This is a genomic window from Paenibacillus sp. TAB_01 (genome assembly GCF_043945595.1).
GTDB lineage: Bacteria > Bacillota > Bacilli > Paenibacillales > NBRC-103111 > Paenibacillus_S.
This window is the reverse complement of record NZ_JBIFNP010000001.1, coordinates 2,174,823-2,191,959: the sequence shown is the minus strand read 5'-3', so window position 1 is coordinate 2,191,959 and position 17,137 is coordinate 2,174,823. Positions and strand designations below refer to the sequence as shown.

The window sequence follows — 17,137 nt, the reverse complement described above, 5'->3', positions numbered from 1 at the left end:
GTTTTATCATCTACTTTAGACAAATCTATCATACCACACCTGAGGCCGTTTTGTTGCATCAATATTTATCATTAATGCCAGGTAAAATCATCTTCATCTCCTGCCATTCCTCCGGGAACAAGCAAATCTCCTGCTGCTGCGCGGATTCGAGGCCGATCAGGGTCAGGTGCCCCGGGTTTCCTGAAGCTTCCGCGGGGCGATATAATGATCCCGGCCATTGCAGCGCACTTGAAGAGCGGCGCGCCATTCCAATGCCTTCTCCACCATTTCGCGCCGCGTGGAGACATGATATGCCCTGTAATCCTTCGTCCAGCTGGCAGGGATGCCGTTTAAATCGGGATAAAAGTCCCGAATGTCCGGCAGCCGCTGCTCCATATCGAAATACCCGATGCCGTGACGGGCATAAATAAAGCCCTGCCCGCTCACGGGCCATGGGCTTCCCGGTTCAACCGACGGCAGAGCCGGCGAGTTCAGGTCCGGCTTCAGCCACCTTTCTTCGGCGCCGCTGCCTTCGGCAGGCCTGCCGGCCGTCCCATCCAGCCGGGCTACCTTACCGGGCATCCACCCCGCCTTGGTCAGCACCTCCGTCACTCGCTTCACCTGATCGGGGCTAATGATCCATGCCCTGTCCCCGAGAGGCTCGCCCAGCCATTCGCCGTTTCCGGGAAGCCTGCGGATCGCCTCGGCAACGGTCTCATCCTCGCAGCGCAGCAGCATAACCTGCGCGAGTCCTACTTTACCGAACGGCTTGGCCCACTGCTCCAAGGTTAGCTTTACGTTATCCGGGACTCCATAGATCGAAAACCGTTCCAAAAAACGGACGATTTCCTCCGGTTTGCGCCCGTTTTCCATCGCCCGCTGCAGGCTCTCCTTCGTGAGACGGTAGACAGACAGCTGATCCGATTTATGCAGATCCGCTATGACGGACAGCTCCCAGCGAACCGCGAAGCCGACGCCGGGCGGAACCAGCAGCTCAAAATCCGGCTGCACATAAAAGCGTTGACTCTCCTCCTGATCCGCCTCGGCCTCCTGCGATCCGATATCCGGCTGAGCATCGGAGCCCTGCCCCCGGCCGAGCGGATGCTTCAGCCAGCGGTAAACCGGCTGCCCCTCGCGGTCGCTGCCTTTTTCCATCCAGCCGAAGGCGATTAACGGCAGAAGCCACTGCTGCTCCAGCTGGCGCAGCGCTTCCGCCTCCAGCTCGGCGGACGGCGCAGCAACCCCCGCTTCTCTGCCGCTGCCCCATGGCAGCAAACCGCGGCCAAGCAGCCAGCGCAGCAGGCCGGGACCGTGGAGCCAGCGTCCCTCCTCCTGCCTCTCCAGCAGCACGGCGGCATGCTGCAGCCATACCGCGCCGGGAAACGCCGCTTGCTTCCACAGCGTGTACAGCACTCTGTTTTGGCTCGGCTCGGATAAGGCCAGCCATTGCCGGGCCGGCTGCTTTTGCAGCAGAAGCATATCATCCTGCGGTTCGATGAGCTGAAGCCGGGTCAGAAACTCAAGCATGACCGCTATTTTGGGCGGGTACACATCGGCGTATGCATACTTGATCCCAACTCCCTTGAGCCAAGCATCCGGCAGCGTCAGCAGCACGCCAAGCTTCTGCAGCTGTTTTTTGTGCAGGGTTCCGTTTTTGGTCAGCTTGACCTCCTGACCCGCTATATAAACCAGCATATGAAACAGGTCATAGGCAAGCCCAGGACCGTTCGTATCGGACAGGCCAATCCCGTGGGATGCTTCATCCATATCTGCGAATCGTTCCGCACCGCCTCCGGCGAGAGGGAATAGCACCTGCTGCCACACCTCCAGCGCGTCCTGGGCCATCACATAGACCTGCTCCCCCCAGCTTTTGCGGAACGGATACACCAATCCCTTCTTGAGCAGCTGCAGCAGTCCGACCCTCGCGTCAGCTCCCGACATGCCGGCGGAGGCCAGCTTCTCCAGCCTCCCGCCGTCAAACGGCTCGCAGCCGATCGCCTGAACGATCCAGCCCAGCAGCGTCCGCTCTCTTGCGGACAGCTGATTATAGATCGTTTCCATGATAGCGGGCTGACGCCAGATGCCCTCCAGCGTTTCTCCCTGTTTCAGCCAAGGGTAGTACACCGTTTCGGACTCGATGCGGGCGCGAAGCTCCGCAGGCATTTTGGCTAAATAATACGTATGATTCACGGCGCGTTCACCTCCTCCGGCTCGATCCATTCACTGACCCGGTTCAGGTTCAGATTCGGATTCGCGCCCCCCATATGTCCCTGCTCCGCTGCATACGTGGATTCCCGCTGCCTGTCTCCCCGCTGGTCGATCAGGTAGCGGTAGCCCTGCTCCACCAGGAACAGCTGGCGGTTCAAGGCAAAATCCTGCTCCTTCGAATCCGCAGTAATGACGGAATAGAAGCTCGCCTCATTCGCCTCCGCTTTGGGACGAAGAATTCGACCGAGCCGCTGCGCCTCCTCCTGTCTGGAGCCATAGCTGCCGGAAATTTGAATCGCTACCGACGCATCGGGCAAATCCACGGCGAAATTCGCTACCTTGGATACGACGATGGTGTGCAGCTCGCCCCGCCGGAACTGCCCGTACAGCTGCTCCCGCTGCTCGTGCGGCATCTCTCCTGTAATCAGGGGCGCATCGATCGCCCGGGCCACTTGCTTCAGCTGATCCAGATACTGCCCGATCACAATAATCTGCTCGCCGGCATGCTTCTCCAGCAGCTCCCGCACCACCTCAAGCTTCTCCGGATTTTCGCTTGCAATCCGCATCTGATGCCTCGCTTCAGCGCCGCGGTACTGCTCCAGCTGGGTGTCAGGGAGCGGAATCCGGATTTCGGTGCAGGTTACGGAAGCAATCCAGCCCTTGCTTTCCAGCTCCTTCCACGGCATTTCGAAGCGCTTGGGCCCGACCAGCGAGAATACGTCCTCCTCCCGCCCGTCCTCGCGCACCAGGGTAGCGGTCAGCCCGAGCCTGCGCGTCGCCTGGATATCCGCTGTGACCCGGAATACCGGAGCCGGCAGTAAATGGCAACCTCATCGTATACGATGAGCCCCCAGTCCCTTTTGTTAAACAGATCCATATGTACGAACAAGTCGTCCTTCGACTTGCGATAGGTCAAAATTTGATACGTGGCGATCGTGATGGGACGGACGTCCTTTTTCGTACCTGTGTACTCTCCCACCATATCTTCGGTGACATCCGTTTTCTCCAAAATTTCACGCTTCCATTGGCGGACGGACGTGCTGTTGGTCGTCAAAATGAGCGTAGCGCAATTCAGCTTGCCCATAGCCGCTATGCCTATGACCGTTTTTCCTGCGCCGCAGGGCAGAACCAGCACCCCGCTGCCGCCCTGCAGACTGCCGTTCCGGTAAAAGGAGTCGACGGCCGAGGTCTGGTAATCGCGCAGCCGGAAGCCCTTGGCGCTGCCGCTCTGCTGCTTCAGCCGGATCGGCAGCTCCTCGCCGCGGGTATACCCGGCCAAATCCTCGACAGGGTAGCCGAGCTTCAGCAGCTCCTGCTTCAATGCCCCGCGGAACGAAGAGGAGAACCGGAGCGTGTTGGCATTCACTTGACAAAGCCCATAGGAACGCAGGGATTTGTAAGAGACCATTTCCTTGATCGCCTCAATATCGTCGGAAATAAGCAGCAAATCCTCGCCAAGGCTTTCCATCCTGATTCTCCCGTAACGCTCGACAAATCTGCGAATATCCTGCTTTACCGCGAGCGGAACACCGAACTTGGCATGGTTCTCCAGAAATGATGTAATCTCGTCGGTCTTCATCCCGGCCGCCGCCGCATTCCATAACGATAAAGCCGACATGCGGTAAGTGTGCATATGCTCAGGCGTTTTGACAAGCTCTGCGAAGCGCGCCAATCCATGGCGAACCGTGTCGAAGTCAGGGTGGCGGGCTTCCAGTAAAATGGTGAAATCGTTTTGCACGATAAGCGGTTTTTTCGGTTGATCCTGATGCTCCTTTTCATTTCCATCCTTTCTAGTATGAGGGGAATGGCCGGGATTTAAACATGTCCTCCCTTTACAACCCGGTGCATTTGGGGTAATCTACCTAACGAAGCATGGAACGGAAGAGGTGTCGGTGAAAAGTTGAGAAAGCGCTTGTTATTATGCGTCATGACAATGCTGTTTCTGGCCGGTCTCGCTGCAGTGTTCAGCGGCTGCAACGATCGTCCCGCCGCCGTACAGCCGGGTCGGGAACCGGTCAAGGTGGAGCGGGTTGTCGACGGAGATACGTTTGAGATCAAGAAGGACGGCAAGAAAGAAAAGGTACGGATGATCGGAATCGATACGCCGGAGACGAAGAAGCCGGAGACGCCCGTTATGTTTTACGGCAAAGAAGCCTCCGACTATACGGCAAAGCGGCTGGAAGGCAATACGGTTGAGCTGGAATGGGACGTGGAGCGGAAGGATCAATACGGACGCTTCCTGGCCTATGTCTGGATCGGAGACGAAATGCTGAATCGCACGCTGGTCCGCGAAGGCTATGCCCGTATCGCTACGTTTCCTCCTAATGTGAAATATGTCGACCAGTTCAAGAAAGACCAGGAACAGGCCCGCAGCGCCAAGAAAGGCTTGTGGACCAACTACGATAAAGCGTTCGAGAAGAAAAAATAACTGCATTCTTTTTACAACAGTAACGTCAGCCAACAAAAAAAGACGACGGGGGAGCACCGCTCCTTCGTCGTCTTTTTGTTTATATTAATGAGTTCCTTTAACGTCCATTTGAAGCTCGCGGGTTTCCTTTTGATAGGTGGAGTTATTGATGCGCTCCTGCAGCTTCTCGTAGTACAGATCCTCGTTGATCGGCAGATCAACCCAATTGTCCGTCCAGGAAGACAAGTGCATTGCATTGGACAGTGTCAAGCCTTTGATTCCTTCTTCGCCCGGCGCCAGCAGCGGCGTCCCTTTCAGGATGTGGTCGACGAAGTTTTGCATAATGCCTTTATGCTGAGGTCCTGGAGCACCAATGACCGGCACGTCGCATTTCCAGCATTCCGGCGAACCGAATCCGCCTGTATAAGTACGGTTGAACTCGGTTTCGGACACGCGCAGACGCCAGAAGGTCAGCTTGTCGTCCTCAATGACGATTTTACCGCGGTCGCCCGAAACCTCGAAGCGGTTCGTTCCCGGCGCTTCGCCGGTTGTCGTTACGAACAGGCCTGTCGCGCCGTTCTCATATTCAACATAAGCTGTAACGTCGTCTTCCACTTCAATGTTGCGGTATTTGCCAAAGCCGCAAAAAGCGCGTACCCGCTTCGGCATCATATCCACGGTCCACTGCCACAAATCCAGCTGATGCGGATCTTGGTTGATCAGAACGCCGCCGCCTTCTCCGGCCCAGGTAGCGCGCCAGCCGCCGCTGTCATAATAGCTCTGGGAACGGTACCAGTTCGTAATGATCCAGTTCGTACGGCGCACTTCGCCAAGCTCGCCGGAAGTAATCAGATCGCGGAGCTTCTGATACAACGGGTTGGTTCGCTGGTTGTACATAATACCGAACACTTTGCCCGATTTGGCTGCCGCCTCGTTCATTTCGCGTACTTGCTTCGTATATACTCCTGCAGGCTTCTCGACCAGCACATGATAACCATGATTGAACGCCTGAATGGCCGAAGTCGGATGATCGTAATGCGGCGTAGCTACCAATACGGCGTCAAACGCCTTGGAAGCGAAGAACGCATCCAAATTATCGAATAATTGAATGTTCATATTTCCATGGTTGTTTTTTACCCATTCCAGCCGGGTTGGATCAATGTCCACAACTGCCGTCAATTCAGCGCCCTGTACAGCATTTTTCGAAAAATATTCGGTATGGCCTTTACCCATGTTGCCCATCCCGATTATACCAATGCGCACTTTATCCATTTCCTCGGTTCCCCTGCCTCTCGTTTCATTAATCAGAGCTATGTAAGCAATTTCAAGCTCAATCCCATTATATAATGCACACGTGAACATAGCAATAAGCAATCTAAAAAAAATCGTTCCCCCTCCATGACGGACAGGGGAACGAGCTCCTTCCAAAACAGCAAATCGAAGCATGGGAAAAGACAGATTAGACCGTGACTTTATCTTTTTCCGAAATTTGACTGAGCGCCTCGCCGGCTTCATCCTCGAACTTATCGCGGACCGCAAGGTCACCGATCGATACGATGCCGACCAGGTTGCCGTTCTCAACGACCGGCAGACGGCGGATTTGCTGCTTAGCCATTAATTTGGCTGCTTCATCGACCGTCGTTTCCGGCGTAGCCGTCGTGATCTGATTGCTGCTCATCACTTCTTTCACCGCGGTCGAGCCTTCCTTCTTGGCCGCGAAGCCGCGGATAACCAAGTCGCGGTCCGTGATGACGCCGATCAGCTTTTTCCCGTCAACAACAGGAATAAAGCCCGTATCCTCCTGCTTCATTTTGACAGCAACCTCGTACACGTTATCCAGCAATGTCACTGTAGAGCAATCCGTCGTCATGATTTCCTTTAATGTTCGGCTCAAAGAAAATCCCTCCCAGAAGAATTGGCTGGCGATTGAAACAACGGATTTACGAAAACCCGCTTTTCTTTCGTCGCAGACATAGATTCTCCCGAAAGGGATTCGCTCATGCGCCGGAGCGTATTAACACATATCGGCAGCTAAGGCTGCTGGCAGTCCGTCACCATGCTGATAAACAATCTCGCCGCATGGCGCATCGCTTCCTCGTCGATGTCAAAGCGCGGGTGATGGTGCGGATGGATTATTCCTTTCTCCCGGTTCCCTGCGCCGACAAACATAAAACAGCCCTTACGATGGTGCAGATAGTAGGCAAAATCTTCCCCCGCCATAATGAGCGGCGACGGTTCACAGGGCATCACCCTGGCTCCCGCCCGGAAAAAGCGCTCCGCCTCGCCCTGATCGTTAATGACCGGCGGATAGCCCAATTTATAATCGACGACCGCCTCCGCCCCGGCAAGCCGCGCCGTAAGCTCGACAATGTCCTCCACCCGCTGCTTGACTTCCATACGCAGCCTGGGATCAAAGGTTCGAACGGTGCCCGACAGCTTAGCCGTCTCGGCGATGACGTTAAAGCTCGTGCCGCTGTGAAAGGAGCCGACCGATACGACGCAAGGCTCCGTCGGATTGACGTTGCGGCTGACGATCGTCTGCAGGTTGACGACCAGCTGCGATGCGGCAACGATGCTGTCGACCGTTTCATGGGGCAATCCTCCGTGGCCGCCCTTGCCCTTGACCGTGATTTCAAATTCGTCCGCGGCGGCCATTAAGGCTCCGGCTCTGCTGCAGGCCGTGCCGACGGGAAACGGCGTCCACAAATGAATTCCGTACACGTAATCGACGCCCTCAAGCGCTCCCGCTTCAATCATGCTGTGAGCGCCCCCCGGACTTAATTCCTCGGCGTGCTGGAACAGGAAAACAACGTCCCCCCGCAGCAGCTCCTTATGCTCCGACATCGCCTTGGCCACGCCGAGCAATGTCGAGGTATGAGCATCGTGCCCGCAGGCATGCATGACGCCTTTCGTTCTGGACGCATACTCCGTGCTCTTCTCGTCCTGGATCGGCAGTGCATCCATATCCGCACGCAGCGCGACCGCAGGTCCGCTGCCGCTGCCTTTTAACCGGGCCACTACCCCGTGTCCGCCGACGCCGGTTCCGTACCTCAAGTCCCCACTCGCGAAGCTTGTGAGCCACGAAGGACGCCGTTTCCTCTTCGTAATAGGACAGCTCCGGGTGCTGATGCAAATGCCGGCGCCATCCCACCATGTCCGGATACAGCCGGTCCACCGCTGCTAATAATTGTTCCATGGCTCTTCCCTCCGCTTCTTTATTTTCATTTTATCAAATCTGCCTCCGACTTTCATCTATCTGTCACCGCGGTGTCACAGGAATTTCATACTTTGCTTCATCTTCCCCCTGTACATTTTGCAATAGGGTTGCACAACTTTGGGAAACATACTATCATGAAAAAGAAAAGCTTCTATAAGTAGGAAGCTTTTTTAATGGACTTGACTTTTATTAGGAGGGCTTCAAAGTGATTATTGAAAACAACGGCGTCAAAGGGCTCAAAAGCGATTTGGCCCATCTGGATGAAGTTAGCGCTAAGCTTGGCTTTGTTCGCTGGCAATGGGAATATTACCGCGCTACATACGATTTGAAAATCGAAGACAAGGCTACGGGAGGCGACTACTTCCTTCGCATCAATACAAGGGTAGAAACCGGCAAGCTGGAATCGCCATACGCAATTCTTTACATAGAAGACGTTTATATCGGCAAAGCTACTTTCCCTCACGGCCTGGACTATCAGTCGCCGATTCCGGATCAAGTTATGAAAATTGCTACGTCCAAGCTGTCTCAGCTGAAAACCGAATTGTCCCACTAGAAAGGAGGTCATCATGACTTCCCCACGACGAGGCACGCCGGATTTCCTGCTGCTTTTTTTAACTTTTGCATTGGTATGTTTCGGTTTGGCTATGGTATTCAGCGCAAGCATGGCGTATACACGCCTGGACCCCCTCACCAAAACCATGGTGAACGATCCGTGGTATCTCGTAACGCGTCAGGGTGTCTTTATTGCTTTGGGTACGGTAGCCATGTTTTTTTTTATGAATATCGATTACCGGATTTTGCGCAAATGGATCCGCCCCGGCTTTGTCATTGTCGTCATTTTGCTGCTGATGGTGTCCATGGTCGGTAAAGAGGTGAACGGCGCACGGAGCTGGTTTTATATCGGGGGCTTCGGCATTCAACCGTCCGAATTCGCCAAGCTGGCCATCATTATTTATTTGGCCGCCTTGATCAGCAAGAAAGAGGAGAAGTTTCGCGACTTCAAGACGGGTCTGCTGCCTGCTATAGCTATCTACGGCGTGATGTTCTTCCTCATTCTCCTGCAGGGGGATACCGGCTCGTTAATGATTCTTACGATGATTACAGCCATTGTGATTGTGGCCGGCGGGGCCAACCTGAAGCATATTTTTTATTTGGGAGCCGCCGGCGCAGGCATGCTGTCTCTTCTGGTCACGGCTTATTTGATTAAGACCAATGGAAACAGCTACCGTATCGAAAGGTTCACGACCTTTTTGAATCCATGGGCAGATCCGTTAGGAAGCGGCTATCAGATCATTCAATCGCTGTATGCGTTCGGCCACGGCGGCTTTACAGGCGCAGGGTTCGGACAAGGCATTCAGAAGCTGCACTATCTTCCGGAAGCGCACAATGACTTTATTTTTTCCATTATCGGCGAAGAGCTCGGTTTTATAGGAAGCACTTTTTTTATTCTCGTCTACCTGGCCTTTCTATGGCGTGGCTTGTACGTCGCCATCCGCTGCAAAGATTCGTTCGGTACTTTAATGAGCGTTGGCATTGTCGGAATGATTGCGATTCAAGCGCTGATTAATTTGGGCGGCGTCACCGGCAGCATTCCGTTGACCGGGGTTACCCTGCCTCTGATCAGCTACGGGGGATCTTCTATGCTGGTCACGCTTACAAGCATCGGCATCCTGCTCGGTATTTCAAGAACGTACAACAAGCCCGAGAAGGAAAAAGAAATAAAAAAGAGAGCCTGAACAATGTGTCAGCTCTCTTTTTTCATGTGTATGCGTATGTACAATGCGGACCGCGCATGCGTTATCTCACCCGTTGCGGATCATCCACAGCAGTCGTTGGTTCTTCCTCGCGGAAAGCGACTCCCTCAACCTTGACGTTCACCTCAACTACGGTCAAGCCGGTCATGTTCTCTACCGCTTCTTGTACGTTTTGCTGCAAATCGCGGCAGACCTCGGGAATGCTAGAGCCATAGTTGACAATGACACGTAAATCGATAGCGGCTTCTACTTGTCCGACCTCGACCGAGACGCCTCTTTGTACATTTTTACCGCTCAGCCGTTTGGCTAAACCTTCGGAAATCCCTCCCGACATGGCGGCAATCCCAGGAGTTTCCAACGCAGCCAAGCCTGCGATTGTCGAAACGACATCATCTGAAATGCGAATAAGACCGGATTGAATTTCTTCGGACATACGGATCACTCCTTAGAGGGTTATACCTACATTGTAATGACTTCCCTATAGGAAAGCAACTTGACCCGCCGTCATATGCTTCATACGTTCGACAATTGATGTCGAAATTACAACGACTTCACTGCGCCGCCATCCACATAAAAGACGGAACCGGTCATATAGCTGTTTCTCGGCGAGAGCAAATAAGCGGCAATCGAAGCGAGCTCATGCGGCTCCCCATAGCGTCCCAGCGGAATATCCCGCACCATAGTTTCCTGCACTTCCTCCATGGTGATTTGCTCCCTCTCCGCCTTCGCCGAATCCAGTTCGACGATTCGATCCGTCATAATGCGGCCGGGGCATACGGTATTGAGCAGAATTTGGTCGGCTGCAAGCTCTTGGGACAAAGTCTTCATCAGTCCAAGGACACCGGTGCGGAACGTGTTGGACAGCACGAGTCCGGGAATCGGCGTCTTCACCGAGGTGGATGCGATCGTTACGATACGCCCGCCATGCTCCTTCAGCTTCGGATGGAAGCCGCGAATCAGCCGTACCACGCTCATCAGGTTGCCTGTAAAAGCTTTCTCCCAAGCCGCATCGTCGAAGGAGAGAAAACTGCCGCTCGGCGGCTCATCCCGAATTGCATACCAACGCATCTACACGCCCGAAATGGTCGTCTGCATAAGTGACCAGCCTATCGATGTCGGCAGGCTCGCTCAAATCGACCGCCATCGCCTCGACCTTCACCTTGAACTTTCGGCGGATGTCCTCTGCCGTTTCCTTGACTGAATCTTCATTCCGGCTGCATAAGAGCAGGTGTGCGCCCTCGGCGGCCAGCTGTTCTGCGACCGCTCTGCCGAGCCCTTTGCTGGACGCCGTTACGACGATGGTTTTTCCGGTTAAATATAAATCCATAGGGATCACGCTCCTGCTGATTAGAGTTTACACCAACCCAAAATATGGGTATAGTAGAATAGGTTTTATAGAGATAAGGTATACTTTACCATAAGAGGTGATCGTTTTGAAACGCATGTTCAGCATCGGGCTTATCGCAAGCTTCGTATTGAGCGCCTTCGCTCATTACTCCGGTTTATTTTCCGCTACGGTGCAATTTATTATTTCCTGTATCGCCATCGTGTTCGTGGCCGGCTTTCTGGGCAAAGCGACCGAAAGCGTCGCGCATTACGCAGGGGAACGGTTGGGCGGGTTCCTCAATGCCACCTTCGGGAACGCGGCTGAGCTGATCATTGCCATTTTCCTGGTAAAGGACGGCTTGTTCGATATCGTCAAAGCCAGTATCACCGGTTCGATCATCGGAAACCTGCTGCTCGTTCTCGGGGCCAGCCTGCTGCTGGGGGGCTTAAAGTTCAAGGAGCAAAAGTTCAACGTCAACCTGGCGAGCCATAACGGCTCCTTGATGCTGCTTGCCGTCATTGCCCTGTTTATCCCGGCAGCCTTCACGAAGAGTCTGACGACCAGCGAGACGATGAACCTGAGCATCCTGGTAGCCGTCATCCTGATTATCGCCTACCTGCTGTGGCTTTATTTCTCCATGGTGACGCACAAGAATGAGCTCGCCGACGAGGTCGTGGAACATGGGGAAGCGCCTGGTCCAAAGGCACCTCCGTTCTCTTTCTGGTCGTCGCCACCGCCATGGTCGCTTTCGTCAGCGAATGGCTTGTCGGCACGCTGGAGACGATCACCCATCAATTCGGGCTGTCGGAGCTGTTCGTCGGCGCGTTCCTGATTGCCATCATCGGCAATGCGGCCGAGCACAGTGCAGCCATTATGCTGGCGCGCAAAAATAAAATCGGAGCGGCCGTCGAGATTGCCGTCGGCAGCTCCCTGCAGATCGCTCTGTTCGTCGCACCGGTGCTCGTATTAGTCTCCGCTCTGTTCGGCAAAACAATGAACATCGTGTTCAGTACGTTTGAGCTTGTGGCTATCGGCGTATCCGTCATCATCGCCAAATCCATCTCCCAGGACGGCAGAACCAACTGGTACGAGGGCGTGCTGCTGCTCATCGTATACTGCATCCTTGGAATTGCCTTCTATCTCGTGTAACCCCTTGTTCCCTACATACTTTTCAAAAAAAAGAGTAACCTTCTGAATAGAAGGTTACTCTTTTTTGTTTAGCGCCTCATAAAGCTGAGCTAGATTCCGCTCCAGCTTCACCATAATATGCTTGCCAGCCGTCTCTGTAATCAGCTCTGCGCGAATGGCGAAATCAATCTCTCTGGACAACCCGTACATTTGTGTATCTAACACCTCTTCATACAGAGGACATTTACGTGTAGCCAAGTTTTCCATCTGTACTTCGATGAGCTTTTCAATTTTATCCGCATCCTCTTGAATAAGATGGAGTGCTTTCTGCGATAAGCTTAGTAACAAATCGGATGATGACATCAAGCCTTCCCCCCTGTACGTACGAGTTCATAGCTTAATATTAGACGAAAACGGCACAATACACAAGAGAGCCCGATGTCCTTCTTCTATGAAACCGACGAATCTCTTATTTTCCACCCTTGTTTTGCAACGTTTTAACCGTCATTCACCCGAAAAATGGAAAACGGCGCCTCCCCTTTCGGTGAAAAGCGCCGCTGTCTTAACCTTAATCTTGAATGCTGTTGATTTTCAAATTGTGCTTGGCAAACACTTCAGCCATCGCTTTTTTCGCATCTTCAGCGTCCGGTCCATGGACGTGCAGATCATAGTTACTGCTTGTCAGCAACGTAGTGAACAGACCCAAAATGCTTTTTACATCGATATACTTGTTATCATACTGCAAAACAATCGAAGATCTGAATTTGTTTGCGGTTTGGGAAATTTCTACGATAGCTGCATTATTGGCACTTGACATTTGGAATCCCTCCATGCGGATCAGTAACTTTGGAATATGTAAATCGCTTTCTTTTTAGATTTTACATTGGAAATCTATAACACGCAACAACTATTTCAAATGCTCGGGGTTCAATCCTTCGAGTTCCGAAATAACAAAGCGGCCGTCTTTGCGGATCAGGACATCGTCAAAATAAATTTCTCCGCCGCCGTATTCCGGACGCTGAATCAGCACCAGATCCCAGTGCACGGAAGAGCGGTTGCCGTTGTCCGCCTGCTCATACGCTTGGCCCGGCGTGAAGTGCAGGCTTCCGTCGATTTTCTCATCGAACAGCGTATCCTTCATCGGTGTGAGAATATGCGGATTGAAGCCGAGACTGAACTCGCCGATATAGCGCGCGCCTTCATCCGCGTCGAGAATGTCGTTCAGCCGCTTCGTGTCGTTGCTCGTCGCCTCGACAATTTTGCCGTTTTCAAAGCGGAAAACGATATTTTCAAAAGTAATGCCGGATTTGACCGATGGCGTGTTGTAGCTGATGACGCCGTTCACCGTGTCGCGAACCGGAGCCGTATAGACTTCCCCGTCCGGAATGTTGCGGCGGCCGCAGCACTTGACCGAGCCGATATTCTTAATGGAGAACGACATATCCGTGCCCGGCGACACGATGCGGACCTTGTCCGTCCGGTCCATCAGCGCTTGCAGCGGGTCCATGGCATCGGACATTTTGGCGTAATCCAGATTGCATACGTTAAAGTAAAAGTCCTCGAATTTCCCCGTGCTCATATTAGCCAGCTGCGCCATCGAAGCGTTCGGATAACGCATAACGACCCAGCGCGTCTTCTTCACCCTCTGCTCCAGGTGAACCGGCTTGCTGTAGTACGTTTGATACAGCTTCATCTGCTCCTCCGGCACATCGGACATTTCGCTGACGTTCTCGCCGGCCCGGATGCCGACGTAACAGTTCATGTCCTTCATCCGCTTCAAGTCCATTTCGGCCCAATGCTCCACCTGCTCCTTCGTTATCGACTGAAGCATCGCGCTTTGCACTCCGGGATCGGTCAATTCTACATACGGATGGCCCCCGCGGGCGTGTACCTCCTCCACAATCGCTTTAAGCAGCTCCCGTTCCGAGCCGATCATTTCGACCAGCACCTTTTCCCCGGGCTGCACATCTAAAGAATAAGTTACAATGGTATGTGCCAATGTCTGTATACGCGGGTCTCTCATCGAATGAACAGCTCCTTTTCAGCTAAAATTATGTTTCATACATTTTGCGTACCGCCGCTTTTCTTGACTTCCAGCGCCACCGGATGCCGCCCTTACCTCTATTACCCGCCGCCGATCCGTCAGCTCCCGCTTCCGAACCATTTGCGCTTGTAGCGGTTGCCGATGAGCACCAGGGCGATGAATATCACCAAAAGCAGCAGCAGTCTTCCTTTATTATGATGGAAATAAAGCAGGTCATGCCCGATCAGCGATTCCAAAAAAATCATCGGGAGCTTCCCCACCACAGTTCCAAGAATAAAATCTCTTCCCCTCACCTTCGTCACGGCAGCACCCAAATTGATCGCAAAAGAAGGCAGCACCGGAATGACCCTGGCGATGGCTATGTACAAAAAGCCGTTGCGCTGGAGCCTCTCGTTAAACGCGCTGAGCTGCGGATATTTCTCCAGCCTCTTCTCGACCCAGTTTCTTCCGTAATTGCGTGCGAACCAGAAGGCGGTCGACGCCCCCAGAACGGACATCACATAATTGACGATAAACCCAAGCCATAAACCGAACAGCAGCACATTCGCGCCTGCAACGACGACGAACGGCACGAACGGAAAGACCGTCTGGACGTAAGCCAGAAGCGCTCCGGCCAGGTGGCCCATCCACCCCCACGAATCCAAAATATCGGATAAGTGGTGGACATTCCATTTACCCACAAAACTCTCCTCCTCTACACCCTTTATTGTACCATTTTCACCGCCTCTTTCACAAAACGTGTTTCCCGGCAAAAAGATAGCATAAAATCGCCCCCTGCACTTGACATAGGCAGGTCGAGTCTTATAGAATTAGAAGTCGAGAATAAGCTCAATTCTTCTTGAATTTGTGCTTATGGTGGAAGCCTGTGTCACCCTCATAGATTTTGTTGCTGACAGGACAGCGGCTGAACTTTCCTGGCAGATGTCGAAGGGACAACCCATGACTTTGAAACAAAATCGAGCACACGCTTCACCCGAGGAATCAAACACATCCACCATTATATTTCAAAGGAGCACAACATTACATGTCACGTTACACAGGTCCTAAATTTAAACTCAGCCGTCGTCTGGGCATCTCCCTGAGCGGCACTGGCAAAGAATTGAAGCGTCCATTCCCTCCAGGACAACACGGTCCGGGACAACGCAGAAAAATGAGCGGCTACGGCATTCAGCTGCAAGAAAAACAAAAGCTTCGTCACATGTACGGAGTTAACGAAAAACAATTCCGCAACCTGTTCGATAAAGCTTCCAAGCTGCAAGGTATCGCGGGTGAAAACTTCATGATTCTGCTTGAAAGCCGTTTGGACAACCTGGTTTACCGTCTTGGTCTTGCCAACTCCCGTGCAGGCGCACGTCAATTGGTTTCCCACGGACACGTAACCGTTAACGGTAAAAAAGTAAACATCGCTTCTTACCAAGTAAGCACTGGCGATGTGATCGGTCTTCGTGAAAGAAGCCGCGGTTTGTCTTCCATTAAAGAAGCTTTGGCTAACCGTAACTACCTGCCGGCTTACCTGGAATTCAACGACGCTTCCGTCGAAGGTAAATACACTCGTCTTCCTGAGCGCTCTGAGCTGCCTCAAGAAATCGACGAGAAACAAATCGTCGAGTTCTACAGCCGTTAATCTGTAGTCTCCCACAAAGCTGTCCTTCCTTTACGGGAAGGCGGCTTTTTTGTTGCGCTAAAAAAACAGCAGCCCCTGCCTGCTCCTTGCCGGAGCGTTCAGGGACTGCTTGTTCTTTCTCGAAACGGCGCCGCCGCAGAGGCTAAACGAACTTAGCCAGGTAGTAATTCCGCTTGCCGCGGCGGATAACGATGTACTTGCCTTCCAGCAGGTCGCTCTGCTGAAGCGATTTATCGAGCTCGGTCACCTTCGTGCCGTTCAGCGACACCGCGCCGCTCTCGATATCCTGCTTGGCCTGACGCTTCGACGGAGCCGCCTTCACGGCCAGCAGCAGATCGATCAGGCTGATTTCGCCGGACACTTCTGTGGACGGCACGTCCTGGAACGCATCCTCGATTTCTTTGCCGGTTAAGATACTGACGTTGCCGCTGAACAACACCTCAGAAATTTTGATCGCACTCTCGGCCGCTTCCTGGCCATGTACGAGCTCGGTCACTTCTTTCGCCAGAACACGCTGAGCTTCGCGCTTCTCCGGACTCTCGTTAACTTGGGCTTCCAGGCGCGAAATTTCATCACGGGACAAGAAGGTGAAATATTTCAGGAATTTCACCACATCGTTGTCGTGGGTATTGATCCAGAACTGGTAGAACTGGTACGGAGACGTCTTGTCCGGATCGAGCCATACCGCGCCACCGGCGGTTTTGCCGAATTTGGAGCCGTCGCTCTTGGTCACAAGCGGCATCGTTAACCCGAACGCCTTGTTGCCGGTCGATTTGCCGATCAGCTCGAGTCCGGCGGTAATGTTCCCCCATTGGTCGCTTCCGCCCACTTGAAGGCTGCAATTAATATCCGTGTTCATCCGGTAAAAATCATACGCCTGCAAAATCATGTAGCTGAACTCGGTGAACGAGATGCCGTTGCTCAGACGCGAATCAACGCTGTCCTTGGCGAGCATGTAATTTACCGAGAAATTTTTACCGATATCCCGGAGGAAGGTAATCACGTTCAAATCACCCAGCCAGTTGTAGTTGTTGGCCATACGCGCCGGATTGACGCCGGACTCGAAATCAAGAAAGCGGGACAGCTGGCCTTTCAGCTTCTCCGTCCATTCCTCCACGACATCCTGTGTGTTCAAGGAACGCTCGGTGGAGCGCCCGCTCGGATCCCCGATCAGCCCCGTGCCCCCGCCTACCAGAGCAATTGGCAGATGACCCGCCATTTGGAATCGTTTGAGGCACAGAACGGGCAGCAGGTGCCCGATATGAAGGCTGTCCGCGGTCGGATCGAAGCCTGCATACAATACGACAGGCTCCTCGCTCAATTTTTTGGCAAGGCCTTCTTCGTCCGTCAATTGCTGAATTAATCCTCTGTACTGCAGTTCCTCTAAAATGTTCATTTCTTCTACTTCCTCTCTGTAAAAATACAAAAAAGCCTTCTCATCCACAAAGG

15 protein-coding genes, 3 pseudogenes and 1 other annotated feature (1 of these 19 running past the window's edge) are annotated in these 17,137 nt (G+C 53.2%); of the genes and pseudogenes, 5 read left to right on the top strand and 13 right to left on the bottom strand.

The window, feature by feature from the left end; translation table 11 throughout:
• Positions 1-162: 162 nt before the first annotated feature.
• Together ACHHV8_RS10535 and ACHHV8_RS10530 are read right to left on the bottom strand one after the other, a co-directional pair.
• The gene (locus ACHHV8_RS10535) at positions 163-2,169 is read right to left on the bottom strand and encodes a helicase-associated domain-containing protein (protein ID WP_395158235.1); all 2,007 of its coding nucleotides are present in this window, start codon (positions 2,167-2,169) and stop codon (positions 163-165) included.
• Positions 2,166-3,928, bottom strand: a pseudogene (locus tag ACHHV8_RS10530) (DNA repair helicase XPB). The gene ACHHV8_RS10535 and the pseudogene ACHHV8_RS10530 overlap by 4 nt, the downstream one beginning before the upstream one ends.
• Before the next feature lie 159 nt (positions 3,929-4,087).
• Between ACHHV8_RS10530 and ACHHV8_RS10525 the strand changes: the two are divergent.
• The gene (locus tag ACHHV8_RS10525; RefSeq protein ID WP_395158234.1) at positions 4,088-4,615 is read left to right on the top strand and encodes a thermonuclease family protein; all 528 of its coding nucleotides are present in this window, start codon (positions 4,088-4,090) and stop codon (positions 4,613-4,615) included.
• 84 nt (positions 4,616-4,699) lie between these two features.
• Here the strand turns inward: ACHHV8_RS10525 and ACHHV8_RS10520 are convergent, their stop codons facing one another.
• From ACHHV8_RS10520 to ACHHV8_RS10510, 3 genes and pseudogenes are all read right to left on the bottom strand, one after another.
• Entirely contained in the window at positions 4,700-5,866 is a 1,167-nt protein-coding gene (locus tag ACHHV8_RS10520; RefSeq protein ID WP_395158233.1) for a Gfo/Idh/MocA family protein, read from the bottom strand.
• A gap of 187 nt (positions 5,867-6,053) precedes the next feature.
• On the bottom strand, positions 6,054-6,488 hold the full coding sequence (locus tag ACHHV8_RS10515; protein WP_395158232.1) for a CBS domain-containing protein: 435 nt from the start codon (positions 6,486-6,488) through the stop codon (positions 6,054-6,056).
• A 137-nt stretch (positions 6,489-6,625) separates the two neighbouring features.
• Positions 6,626-7,790: pseudogene (locus tag ACHHV8_RS10510) on the bottom strand (amidohydrolase).
• A gap of 226 nt (positions 7,791-8,016) precedes the next feature.
• Here ACHHV8_RS10510 and ACHHV8_RS10505 point away from each other — a divergent pair.
• Both ACHHV8_RS10505 and ftsW read left to right on the top strand, forming a co-directional pair.
• Positions 8,017-8,364, top strand: coding sequence for a YugN family protein (locus ACHHV8_RS10505; protein WP_395158231.1), 348 nt, complete (start codon positions 8,017-8,019; stop codon positions 8,362-8,364).
• Between the two features lie 13 nt (positions 8,365-8,377).
• Complete coding sequence (ftsW, locus tag ACHHV8_RS10500; RefSeq protein ID WP_395158230.1) at positions 8,378-9,547, top strand: putative lipid II flippase FtsW; 1,170 nt, start codon at positions 8,378-8,380, stop codon at positions 9,545-9,547.
• Positions 9,548-9,608: 61 nt separating this feature from the next.
• Here the strand turns inward: ftsW and ACHHV8_RS10495 are convergent, their stop codons facing one another.
• The 3 genes from ACHHV8_RS10495 to ACHHV8_RS10485 all read right to left on the bottom strand — a co-directional run bounded on the left by ACHHV8_RS10495 (position 9,609) and on the right by ACHHV8_RS10485 (position 10,892).
• Positions 9,609-9,998 (bottom strand): Asp23/Gls24 family envelope stress response protein, encoded by a 390-nt coding sequence (locus ACHHV8_RS10495; protein ID WP_395158229.1) that lies wholly within the window; start codon positions 9,996-9,998, stop codon positions 9,609-9,611.
• Between the two features lie 107 nt (positions 9,999-10,105).
• Positions 10,106-10,633: an SDR family oxidoreductase gene (locus tag ACHHV8_RS10490; RefSeq protein WP_395158228.1), complete on the bottom strand. Its 528-nt coding sequence runs from the start codon at positions 10,631-10,633 to the stop codon at positions 10,106-10,108.
• On the bottom strand, positions 10,608-10,892 hold the full coding sequence (locus tag ACHHV8_RS10485; protein WP_395158227.1) for an SDR family NAD(P)-dependent oxidoreductase: 285 nt from the start codon (positions 10,890-10,892) through the stop codon (positions 10,608-10,610). The genes ACHHV8_RS10490 and ACHHV8_RS10485 overlap by 26 nt, the downstream gene beginning before the upstream one ends.
• Before the next feature lie 115 nt (positions 10,893-11,007).
• Between ACHHV8_RS10485 and cax the strand changes: the two are divergent.
• Positions 11,008-12,041 (top strand): annotated as a pseudogene (gene cax, locus ACHHV8_RS10480) (calcium/proton exchanger).
• A gap of 54 nt (positions 12,042-12,095) precedes the next feature.
• Here the strand turns inward: cax and ACHHV8_RS10475 are convergent.
• From ACHHV8_RS10475 to ACHHV8_RS10460, 4 genes are all read right to left on the bottom strand, one after another.
• Positions 12,096-12,383 carry an Fpa/YlaN family protein gene (locus ACHHV8_RS10475; RefSeq protein ID WP_395158226.1) on the bottom strand — a complete coding sequence of 96 codons (288 nt, stop codon included), beginning with the start codon at positions 12,381-12,383 and terminating at the stop codon, positions 12,096-12,098.
• 205 nt (positions 12,384-12,588) lie between these two features.
• Positions 12,589-12,837, bottom strand: a complete 249-nt coding sequence (locus ACHHV8_RS10470; RefSeq protein ID WP_395158225.1) for an HPr family phosphocarrier protein — start codon at positions 12,835-12,837, stop codon at positions 12,589-12,591.
• Positions 12,838-12,927: 90 nt separating this feature from the next.
• The gene (locus tag ACHHV8_RS10465; RefSeq protein ID WP_395158224.1) at positions 12,928-14,043 is read right to left on the bottom strand and encodes an aminopeptidase; all 1,116 of its coding nucleotides are present in this window, start codon (positions 14,041-14,043) and stop codon (positions 12,928-12,930) included.
• 119 nt (positions 14,044-14,162) lie between these two features.
• Positions 14,163-14,744, bottom strand: coding sequence for a TVP38/TMEM64 family protein (locus ACHHV8_RS10460; protein WP_395158223.1), 582 nt, complete (start codon positions 14,742-14,744; stop codon positions 14,163-14,165).
• Between the two features lie 344 nt (positions 14,745-15,088).
• Between ACHHV8_RS10460 and rpsD the strand changes: the two genes are divergently transcribed.
• Positions 15,089-15,688 carry a 30S ribosomal protein S4 gene (gene rpsD, locus ACHHV8_RS10455; protein ID WP_395158222.1) on the top strand — a complete coding sequence of 200 codons (600 nt, stop codon included), beginning with the start codon at positions 15,089-15,091 and terminating at the stop codon, positions 15,686-15,688.
• 142 nt (positions 15,689-15,830) lie between these two features.
• On the opposite strand, the gene tyrS is transcribed toward rpsD, so the two are convergent.
• Entirely contained in the window at positions 15,831-17,084 is a 1,254-nt protein-coding gene (tyrS, locus tag ACHHV8_RS10450) for a tyrosine--tRNA ligase (RefSeq protein WP_395158221.1), read from the bottom strand.
• Between the two features lie 47 nt (positions 17,085-17,131).
• Positions 17,132-17,137: a binding site (T-box leader), on the bottom strand; it runs 270 nt beyond the window's last position.

Bases quoted from the DNA above. Each gene is read 5' to 3' on its own strand.
- ACHHV8_RS10520 (WP_395158233.1), bottom strand. From the start codon at position 5,866: ATGGATAAAGTGCGCATTGGTATAATCGGGATGGGCAACATGGGTAAA.
- ftsW (WP_395158230.1), top strand. From the start codon at position 8,378: ATGACTTCCCCACGACGAGGCACGCCGGATTTCCTGCTGCTTTTTTTA.
- ACHHV8_RS10495 (WP_395158229.1), bottom strand. From the start codon at position 9,998: ATGTCCGAAGAAATTCAATCCGGTCTTATTCGCATTTCAGATGATGTC.
- ACHHV8_RS10490 (WP_395158228.1), bottom strand. From the start codon at position 10,633: ATGCGTTGGTATGCAATTCGGGATGAGCCGCCGAGCGGCAGTTTTCTC.
- ACHHV8_RS10485 (WP_395158227.1), bottom strand. From the start codon at position 10,892: ATGGATTTATATTTAACCGGAAAAACCATCGTCGTAACGGCGTCCAGC.
- ACHHV8_RS10475 (WP_395158226.1), bottom strand. From the start codon at position 12,383: ATGTCATCATCCGATTTGTTACTAAGCTTATCGCAGAAAGCACTCCAT.
- ACHHV8_RS10470 (WP_395158225.1), bottom strand. From the start codon at position 12,837: ATGTCAAGTGCCAATAATGCAGCTATCGTAGAAATTTCCCAAACCGCA.
- ACHHV8_RS10465 (WP_395158224.1), bottom strand. From the start codon at position 14,043: ATGAGAGACCCGCGTATACAGACATTGGCACATACCATTGTAACTTAT.
- rpsD (WP_395158222.1), top strand. From the start codon at position 15,089: ATGTCACGTTACACAGGTCCTAAATTTAAACTCAGCCGTCGTCTGGGC.
- tyrS (WP_395158221.1), bottom strand. From the start codon at position 17,084: ATGAACATTTTAGAGGAACTGCAGTACAGAGGATTAATTCAGCAATTG.